Annotated in this window: 8 protein-coding genes; 3 read left to right on the top strand and 5 right to left on the bottom strand. The window is 59.6% G+C overall.

Annotation, left to right across the window (positions count from 1 at the left end):
* The 3 genes from BLT60_RS23765 to BLT60_RS23775 form a co-directional block, all read right to left on the bottom strand.
* Window positions 1–528: DUF3604 domain-containing protein (locus tag BLT60_RS23765; RefSeq protein ID WP_139167958.1), on the bottom strand; the 528-nt coding region annotated here is incomplete at its 3' end.
* 109 nt (window positions 529–637) lie between these two features.
* Complete coding sequence (locus BLT60_RS23770; RefSeq protein ID WP_090881407.1) at window positions 638–850, bottom strand: hypothetical protein; 213 nt, start codon at window positions 848–850, stop codon at window positions 638–640.
* Window positions 850–1623: a DUF2092 domain-containing protein gene (locus tag BLT60_RS23775; protein WP_244521427.1), complete on the bottom strand. Its 774-nt coding sequence runs from the start codon at window positions 1621–1623 to the stop codon at window positions 850–852. The genes BLT60_RS23770 and BLT60_RS23775 overlap by 1 nt, the downstream gene beginning before the upstream one ends.
* An 86-nt stretch (window positions 1624–1709) precedes the next feature.
* Between BLT60_RS23775 and BLT60_RS23780 the strand changes: the two genes are divergently transcribed.
* Window positions 1710–2825 carry a helix-turn-helix domain-containing protein gene (locus BLT60_RS23780; RefSeq protein WP_175478628.1) on the top strand — a complete coding sequence of 372 codons (1116 nt, stop codon included), beginning with the start codon at window positions 1710–1712 and terminating at the stop codon, window positions 2823–2825.
* Between the two features lie 323 nt (window positions 2826–3148).
* Here BLT60_RS23780 and BLT60_RS23785 read toward each other — a convergent pair whose 3' ends face one another.
* Together BLT60_RS23785 and BLT60_RS23790 are read right to left on the bottom strand one after the other, a co-directional pair.
* On the bottom strand, window positions 3149–4576 hold the full coding sequence (locus BLT60_RS23785) for a DUF1254 domain-containing protein (protein WP_090881395.1): 1428 nt from the start codon (window positions 4574–4576) through the stop codon (window positions 3149–3151).
* A gap of 43 nt (window positions 4577–4619) precedes the next feature.
* Window positions 4620–5672 (bottom strand): DUF1214 domain-containing protein, encoded by a 1053-nt coding sequence (locus tag BLT60_RS23790; RefSeq protein ID WP_210185677.1) that lies wholly within the window; start codon window positions 5670–5672, stop codon window positions 4620–4622.
* Window positions 5673–6219: 547 nt separating this feature from the next.
* On the opposite strand from BLT60_RS23790, the gene BLT60_RS23795 reads away from it, so the two are divergent.
* Both BLT60_RS23795 and BLT60_RS23800 read left to right on the top strand, forming a co-directional pair.
* Window positions 6220–7677 (top strand): arylsulfatase, encoded by a 1458-nt coding sequence (locus BLT60_RS23795; RefSeq protein WP_175478629.1) that lies wholly within the window; start codon window positions 6220–6222, stop codon window positions 7675–7677.
* 43 nt (window positions 7678–7720) lie between these two features.
* A complete protein-coding gene (locus BLT60_RS23800) occupies window positions 7721–8812 on the top strand; it encodes a SphA family protein (protein WP_244521428.1) in 1092 nt (363 codons plus the stop codon).
* Window positions 8813–9533: the final 721 nt, after the last annotated feature.

Below are 9533 nucleotides of genomic sequence, written 5' to 3' on the forward strand. Positions count from 1 at the left end.
GCCGGGCTTGTTGTTCTCGTCGGCAATCTTGACGTTTTCCTTCCAGACCGTGCCGGCGACCTGGGGTGTCATGAATGCCTTGATCGGCGGCTTGCTGACCAGCGAAACGAGATAGGCGAAGACCTTCGCCACGTCGGCGGGGTTGTTCGGATCCTTCAGGATCAGCGGCTGCGCCTCCGGCATCTTGCTGACCGGCGAGCCAGGAGTGTTCGCTTGCTTGGTAATGCCGACATACTCGGAGTGATCGGTCACCCCCATCCAGTCGAGAGGCTGCTCGATCTTGATCTCGTAGCCCAGCGGATGCTTGATCGCCTGGCCCTGAGCATATTTCAGCGCGTCGTCGGGACCCGTCAGGTGGTTGCCGAAGAGCCAGGCATCGACCGACCAGCTCGTGTGGATGTGTTGCTCGCCGAAATAGGCGTTTCTTTCAGGGTTGCCTTGGGCGAGGACAGCCGAAGCTGACAAGAGCACCCAAGTCGAACACACTGCTGTCTTCGCGATCAACGTGCTACGGAAACGATCAACCATTACCCAACTCCCATCAAGATATGTCCGAGCGAGACCCTTGGCCACCAGACGCCGCTTCCCAAGCTCATCATTTGGAAGATGCAACCTCAAGGCACTGTATCACCACGCATCAGCAATAGTAGATGCCGACGGCGCAGCGCCGGACGGTGCGGCGACCGACGCCCGCGACGCTGACGGGGGTCAGCGGACGGCCAATGCGGGCCTGTGCCTCCGCAATGGTGCTGTGGACACCTGGCACTGACAGCGTTTGGCCAAATTCAAGGCCGGCAATCGCGACGGCTATTGCAAACAGGCCGATGCCCAGACGTTTCGACTGTGTCATCATTTCGCGTCTCCAAGGAGGGTGAAGTTCTCGGGCAGCTTGTCGGCGATGGCAGACGCATCGACCTTGGTGGCTCCTGCGGGGATGGTCACCTTGAAATCACCGACCATGGCGTCAGCGCCGGTCTTCCAGTTGCTGACAACGAGGGTGTATTGGGGGGACCCGGCTACCTTTGAGCTGCTGATTGTGTAACGGCACGGATACGGCTCATCGCCTCCGGCGATCCAGATCTGCCAGTCGACGTCTTGGGTCCGGAAGGCGAAATGATTGCACTCGACCCCGCCGACCACGCCACTGCCGAGATCCTTGACGTCGGTGACCAGCGGCATCAACTGCCCGTCGACATCTGACATCAACAGGTCCGCGGCGGGCAGCGGGCGTTGGTAGGTGTCCCGCAGAGTATCGATCAGATTATCGAGATCGCCGGGAATCTCGATTTCCGTGTAGGTGTCGGCGCCCTTGTTGACGAAGGTCAGCGTCTTGCCGTCGAAGACCATCTCGATCTCAGCGAAGCCGCCGGTGCGGCTGGCGCTGATCTTGTCCGGTCTGGCGACACTTGCCTTGCCGGAGCTAGCCAATGTCAGCGTCTGGCCTTCATTGGTGACGAGATCAAGCGCGGCGTCATAGTCGAACGAGAACGCTGACTGCGACCCGAGATAATCCGACATTTCCTGAAAGATGCGTCGCGCATCCTGCTCATCGGCTGACGCCGGCGCGACGACGACGGCCCCACCTGCGAATGCGGCCACGAATGCGGCGATCAGTTTCTGCAAGGCTTCCTCCATTGGTCCACGACTAAGCGCTCCGCCAACGGGTTATGGACCCGAGTGTCACAGGTCTCATTCCGAAACTACGGGCCTTGCGCCTTTCACCCAGATCATATCACGGTGTCTGGACCAATGATCGCCTTTTGAGGACACGATCGATTTCCGATACCGCCAAGCAACGCTCCGACCCGCTCGTGCCGCTGCCCGGCATCCTGACGGAATTGGGGATTCCGGTGGTGGAGGTTCTTCAAGGGACCGATCTGGTTCCCGCGGATTTGTCTCCGGATAGATTTCTTGAACTGGGCGCCATGCTGACAGTCCTGGAAAACGCGGTCGCGCGGACCGGGCGCGAGGATCTCGGGCTGATGCTTGGGGCGAGGCAAACGGCTGCGGTGCTGGGTCCGCTGGCTCGGGTGGTTCGTACCGCTGCGACGCTCGGCGAGGCCCTATCGGACCTGACCGCATTCCAGGACCGCAATTCCTCGGCGGCAGTCACGTATATCCGCAGGCAGGGGAATGACGTCTTTTTCGGCTACGGGGTCCACGACCCCAGACCGACGGTCTCAGCAATCACGCAGGACATCGTCCTCGCTCTCCTCACCCGGATCGTCACGGAAATCACGCGGGGTGCCGTTCGGCCACGCGAGTACCTCTCGATGCGCCCTGTGCCGAGCAATCCCGGTCGGTGGTCCAGCCTCGGCGCGGAAGTGCGCTTCGGCGAGGCGGAGACCGGCTTCTATCTCTCTTTGGAGGACATGGAATTCCCCCTGCCGACTGCGGACCGTGACTTGCACGACCAGGCAGTGGACGGCATTCTTTCGCAGCCTGCTCTCATCCAGACCGAATGGACCCAACGCACCCGCCGCGCGCTCCGCGCCCTTCTCCTCCAGGGTTTCTCAGGCATGCCCGAGGTCGCCCTCCATCTCGGTGTCGGTGTCCGGTACCTCCGCCGGGCGTTGGCCCGGGAGGGCACGTCCTTCGAGGAGGTCCGCAATGCGGTCCGCCTTGCGATCGCCCGCGATCTTCTCTCGATGAGCACGCTCTCTATTGGCGACCTCGCGCTAACGCTCGACTTCGCGACCCCTAGCGCGTTCATCCGCGCTTTTCGGCGCTGGACTGGAGACACACCTGCGGCGTGGCGAGAAAAAAAAAGGTGTGCCGGCGTCCGTGGCAGGACGGGAATAGGGGCCCCCTACCGTATCTGGTGATTCAGACCGACTGCGTCGACCGTTTGTGGCGCGTTACTGCCGTTCCTTCACATTGCAGCGAATTACCAGTTCCCGCCCGAAGCTACAAAATCTTCGTTGGCGCTCTCGGCCCAAAGCCGCCGTTGGACCATTGGACTGGGAACGACGGCTCCTGACTTGAGGCGGGAGTCGTCGAGCGTCGGTCTGAATAGAAGATTGGCGTAGGTGTCCCCACGCTCGACTTCCTATTGGTGATGCGATAGTCGCCCTTCTCCTGCCATCCCACGGTGATGGGTCATGGCAGGGGAATTAAATGCCTGGTCATTTGCGATTGGCGGGCGAAATCACTGGACAACCTCAATCGCAGGCGGTTCCCAACTGCCGTTTAGCGCTTCAGCCTTCGGCCAGTACAGACGCATGACGATATAGATTGGTCCGTCCGGTGCCGGCAGCCAATTGGCCTTCGCCTTCGCATCGGTCGGTTCCTCATGCTGGATACTGAGCGTCAGAGAGCCGTCTTCATTTTTTTGCATGTCAGGCAGCATGGGGGAGTTGATCAGGTAGCGATTGATCGGATTTCTGATCAACAGCTGTGTCTTTCCATCGTACATCGTCACGGACCAGAACGCGTTGACCGGGGGAAACCCGTCGGCCGGAAACGTCAGCGCATAATCGCTCTTGCTTCCGTCGAGTTCATTGCCGCCGCCATCTTTGCGAGTGAGCGGATAGAAGGCTTCTTTCGAGTCATTACCATAGAGGCCGACAAGAGCCGCCGCCGCTCGCAGCAGGTAATCGCCTTTCAGCATCTGACGATCGCCGAAAAGACCTTGGGATACCTGCCAGCCATTCACGACCTGTCCGACGTCCGACTTCTTGGCCTCTGCCTTCTCCACGCCGGCCCTTATTCCGTTGGCAACGGCGGCTTTCATCTCATCGGAAAGCTCAATCGAAGGGAATGGCTTGCCTGCCTCGATACCGATTTTGGCGAACTTCTCGCGCAACGGTTTCTCCACTTCGGCTTCGGCAATAGGGGGGGCGAATTGGAGAATGAACGACAGATAGCTGAACGGGTCTTTTTTCGCTTTTTCGGCCTCGAACTTGGGCCACGCCACCGCCGGCGACGATGCTGGGGCCTCCGTTTTCATATGCTCGGACAGAGTTTCAACTGAATACTCGGCCTGTACCGCCTTCACGTTGTTCAGATCCGAAGGCCCGAATACCTGGGTTCGATAGTTAGCGAATGCAAAGTCGGAGCCCGACTGGATCACTTTCTCGATACCGTCCGGCTTCTCACCGTTCCACTTCGGTCCTGCAATCGCGTAACAACCGGCATCGTTGCCCGTAGCCCGACTACCGATGTAACCGAAGTTGTAGGTATAGAGAGAGACGAGTTGGATAGAATAATATCGCGACTCTTCGATCTTGGGCACGCAAAGAACGATCGGTTCCGCGCGCAGATCCATCCAGACAAAGGAATACGCAGTGTCACTGTTGGGCGTTACGATCGCCGTATCGGCTGGTGAGGCAAGGCTCGCTTCATTGTGGATTTGGTTGAACGGCGCCTTGTACTGACTGCTCGTCTTGTCGACCGCAAATTGGTACAGCACGCTGTAATTCATCACCATAGGCAGACCATAAATCGCTGCCTGTTCGGCGATGGACGTCGCCTCCTCTGACGCTGACTGTGCAACCGCAGAACCGACGCCACCCGGAAAGCTCGATACCGCGAGTCCCGCACCGAGCGCGAGGGACAACAATTTGCCTGCGTGCATCACTGATTTTCCTCCAACCTGTCTTGCCACCGCCTATGCCAACTCACTTCGTGACCGGACTAATTGACGGAAATATGTACTTGCCGTCGAGGATCGAGTTGTCGGGCTCGTACATCCGTACACCGTAGTTCCAACCATCCATGATCGGCAGACAGTTGACACGCCCGTCGCCGCATCCGCCGAAGTTAATGGTGATCGAACCATCAGCGTTCTTCTTGGCGTTGACGCTATTGAAATTGTAGGCGTTCTCCGGATTTTTCTGGAAATAGCCTTCCTTGTTGTAAAGGCTCACCGACCAGAATGCCCTGACCGGCACGTCCTTGGCCGTCAGGCTGTACTCGCCTACCGGCAGGTCCGGATTGACGTTGAGGTAAAACGCGTGCTCCAGCGGCAGCCCGCCGAAACCGACCGCCGTGCCGATCAGGTGGCCGATCGGCGTGGTCTGTTCCTTCGACCCGAACCAGCCCCTAGAATCCGGCACGCCCTTTCCCAGTTCGAGCAGCGCATCGAGGGTCTCCTTCAAGCTGGCGCTATCGTAATCCGCGGCAACGAACGGCTTCGCCGACTTTGCCTCGACCTTGATGCCGTCTTGCAGCGCATGGACCTCCTTGAGGTCCTCAGGAGAATTCGAATCGACGAGAGTGCGGATCACGACCCAGACATGATCGGAGCCGAATTTCTCCTTCGTCAGTTCGAAGCGGCCAGAATCGAGATAGACGGCCGGAATGTAGTTCTGCTGGTTGACCACCATCATCGACCGGTAGCGCGAACCGGCATCGGGTAGCGTGACGGCCGCGCCCTCGCTGATATCGACGGTGATGAAGCTGTACAGCGTGTCACGGTTCATCCGGATCGTTGGCTGGTTGTCGATCGAAACGGGCTCGCGCTCGTTGAACACCTTGTTCACCCCGCCGGCGTTCTTCTGGTAGGTGGCGAACTGCAGCGCCGTCTGGGCCTCAATGAAATTCAATGCGTCAACGTGCACCGCCTCCGCGTAGGCTGCCGTTCCAGCTACGGTGAATGCGCACACACACAGTGCTGCTGATTTCGCGATTATTTGCATTGTAGGGTCCTGCACGTAGTGGAAGGTTTTCAAGACGGTCAGTTTCGACGAGCGAAACGACGGCGGGGGAGCAGCAATATATAGGCGATCAGGGGCGGTCGATGCAAAAGCCCAGTCTCACCCCGCGGCGCTTTGCGCTTGCCTCAGATTTCCGCGAGCGCACTTCCGAGCTTGGAGCATCACCGATATCTTGAATGCCTCGATGATGTCGGCCTCCTAGAGCGACAGCAGACGGTCGATTGGCCAGCAACGACTTCGGCGGTTGCCCCAGAGGCGACGCCCATCGGCCCGCTTCGCCGTAGGTATCAGCTACTATTTTGGAAGGACTGAAGATTCTGCGCGCGGACGTGCTGGCCATTGGTCGCGAGCCTTAAATATTCAGTTCAGCGACGACATGCTCTACTCGTTCAGTACGTCAAGGGCGTATGCAGATTCGCGTCCTGGCTTCCGACGCTTCCCGATCACCGGTCCCGTAAGCCTCGACGAGAGACACCGGCTACCACGCACCAACATTTCAAAACGGACCACCAGACGGGGCATTCAAAGCAATGATGCCAACGAAGATGAAAGAGGATCGAAGGTGAGAAGAAACGCAGCACTTCACGCGCTGGGCGGCGCCCTGGTCGGCGCAGCGATGGTCGCGGCCGCTCCGGCGCAGGCGCAGGAGCAGAAACCCAACGTCGGTTACATCCTGGTGGACAATGTCGGCTGGGGAAATTTCGGGGTATACGGCGGGACGATACCAACGCCGCGCATCGACGAGTTGGCCAGCGAGGGCATCCGATTCACCAACTACAACGTTGAGGCCCAGTGCACTCCGTCGCGCTCGGCGATCATGACCGGGCGTCATCCCGTTCGCTCCGGCACCTCCTCGGTCCCTTTTCCCGGGACGGGGCTATCTGGGATGGTGCCATGGGAATACACCGCTGCCGAGCTATTCTCCGACGCTGGTTATGCCACGGCGCTGTTCGGCAAGTGGCATCTTGGCGATACGCAGGGACGGTTGCCAAACAATCAAGGCTTCGACGAGTGGTGGGGCATCATGAACAGCTGGGACGAGGCGGGCTATACCGCTTGGCCGCTGTATAAGGAGAGTGGCTTGCCGGTGCCCATGATCTGGGAGGGAAAGAAGGGCGAGGATTCCAAGCCGATCATGCCCCTCGACCTGGAGGTGCGCCCGATCGTGGATGAGAAGTACATCATCCCCAAGACGGTCGACTACATCAAGCGCAACGCGGCAGAGAAGAAGCCATTCTTCGTCTACGTGGGCTACTCCGAGGCGCACCCGCCGATCATCGGCAATCCGAATTTCGCCGGCAAGTCTACCAAGCGCGGCGGGCTTTGGGCTGACGTCATTGGCGAGATGGACTACCGCGTCGGTCAGATCAAGGACGCCGTCAAGGAAGCGGGCATCGAAGACAACACCATCTTCATCTTCAGCAGCGATAACGCCGACGGTGGATTCATCCCTCAGGTCGGCCCCGGCTCGAATGGGCCCTGGCGCGGTAATTTCCCGAACACGCCGTTCGAAGGAAGTATGAGGGTGCCAGCGATTGTCAGCTGGCCTGGCAAGGTTCCCGCCGGTGTCGTCACGAACGAGATGTTCGCCGCCGTGGACTGGTTGCCCACGCTGGCCGGAATGGTGGGCGAGTCGAAACGCGTCCCCACGGATCGCCCCATCGACGGCGTCGACGCCTCGGCCTTGATGCTGGGCAAGAGCGAAACTACTGGGCGCGACAGCTACATGTTCTTCGGCACGGACGGCGAGCTGATGTCCATTAAGTGGAAGTTGTACAAGACGATCTTCCGCTACACTGAAGAGCCGTTCGCCGCCGAGAAACCCATCATCAAGCCGCAGTTCCCCATGGTTTACGACCTGTCCAGCGATCCACACGAGGACAACAACCTGTTCTACTCGGATCTGACCATCGATTGGGTCTTGGCTCCGAATTTCAAGATCATCGGTGAATATGAAAGTAGCGTGAAGGAGTACCCCAACATTAAGGTTGGCGAGGATTTCAAAGGCTATAAGCAGTAACTACGATATCAACCCGCCCTGCGATCACAGGGCGGGTTGATCGTTGATCACGCCACCACGACCGCGTACGCGGCGGAACGGCATTGAGTTCCAGGAAATGATTCAGCCCATGCACACGATCAAAACGCTGCGAGAGCGGAGCGTCCTTTCGAGCGTTTGCCGCCGGATCGAGACGAGCCGCCGGGCACTATCTCTGCTTATCCCGTTGGTCGTGACAATTGGGGGCAGTATCGCGCCGCCCGCAAATGCGGACGAAGGTGGCGTCAGCTTCTGGCTGCCGGGACAGTATGCCAGCTTTGCCGCCATAGCGCCGGCTGTGGGTTGGTCGCTGCCGATGCAGTCCTACTACTATTCAGGCAGCGCCGGCGCCAAGACGACGCTGAACCGGGGCGACACTCTCAGCCTTGGCGTCGACACCGAATTCTTCGGGCAATTCTTCGTTCCGACCTGGGCGCCGGACACGACGTTTCTCGGCGCCCGACCGGTTCTCTCGCTTGCTGCCTTTCCCGGCTGGAACCAGACCTCCGCCGAAGTCGGATTCGGGCCGCTCTCGGCCAGCCGATCGGAAAGCGTCACCGGCTTTGGCGACCTCTATCCGACCGCCCAGCTCTTCTGGAACCAAGGCGTTCACAACTGGATGGCCTACGTCACTGGCGATATCCCGGTGGGCAGTTACGATCCTGACAGCCTCGCCAATCTCGGTCTGGGACACGCCGCGATCGACGTTGGCGGCGCCTATACCTACCTGAATGCCACGACTGGATGGGAGTTCTCGGCGACCGCCGGTGTGACCTACAACTTCGAAAACACCGATACCAACTACACCAGCGGCGTCGATTCCCATCTCGACCTCGGCATCTCGCGGTTTCTGAGCGAGCAGCTTTTCGTCGGCCTTGTCGGCTATGCGTATGTGCAACTGACGCCGGATCAGGGGCAACCTGCGGCGCTAGGCGATTTCGAGGGACGCACCTTCGCGATCGGCCCGCAGATAGGCTACAATTTCGACGTCGGCGGCGTGCCCATCTACACTAATCTGCGCGGATACTTCGAATTCGATGTGAAGAACCGAACGAAGGGAGGCAGCGCGTTCCTGACGGTCAGCATTCCGCTCTCGGCACCAGCCAGAACGAATTGAAGGCGCACCAGCTTAGGCCGGGGGCGTGGCACGCTAGCAATCCCGTCGAGTGCGACAGTCTGAATGACCGCTCGTGGCGCGTTGCGGTCGTTCGTTCTCGCCGCAGCGAAAGTCAGCTTCCCGCCCACTTCGGACATTTGCTATCCATCTTCAGCGGTGGCTTCGGGCCATTAGGGAAATTCGCCACCCTACGATCACATGTCCGTATTGCGGCTGTTTGCCGACATTTGCCACCGACTGGGTGCAATGCTTAGGTTCGGCCGATGGGCAGGCTCTCCTTCATCGTCCTTGTCGCGTTCGGCTTTATGGTGGCGCCGACGGTCTGGGTCGTCGCGGCTGTTCTTGCCGTAAAGGCGAGGCGTCCGGCCTTATGGATGCTGCGCAAACTTGCTCCGCAGTTCGAAGCCCGCAGTGTTGCTGAATCGCGCCGCCCGTTCCCCGGGCACAGTGCGACGCCATACCGATGTCTACCGCGTCCGCCGCGACGGCAGTCGACCCCACTTGAACCAGCTAATCCGGTTCCTACCGCCTGATCTCGCCGCGCGTCTAAGAAGGGGCACAGAGGCTGGGGACCGGAGACCTCTTGGGTCGGGCGGAGCAACTAGCGACCAGGGCTAAACGAATCCTCGATCCTTTCCACGACCGGATCGAACAACCTTCGAGAGGTAATCGGGTAGTCCAGGGCAAACCCCTCGACCACCCCCTCATTCACGAAATACTT

It is taken from the genome of Bauldia litoralis (genome assembly GCF_900104485.1).
Lineage (GTDB): Bacteria > Pseudomonadota > Alphaproteobacteria > Rhizobiales > Kaistiaceae > Bauldia > Bauldia litoralis.

Coding starts and splice junctions, on each gene's coding strand:
- BLT60_RS23770 (WP_090881407.1), bottom strand. CDS start 850: ATGACACAGTCGAAACGTCTGGGCATCGGCCTGTTTGCAATAGCCGTC.
- BLT60_RS23785 (WP_090881395.1), bottom strand. CDS start 4,576: ATGCACGCAGGCAAATTGTTGTCCCTCGCGCTCGGTGCGGGACTCGCG.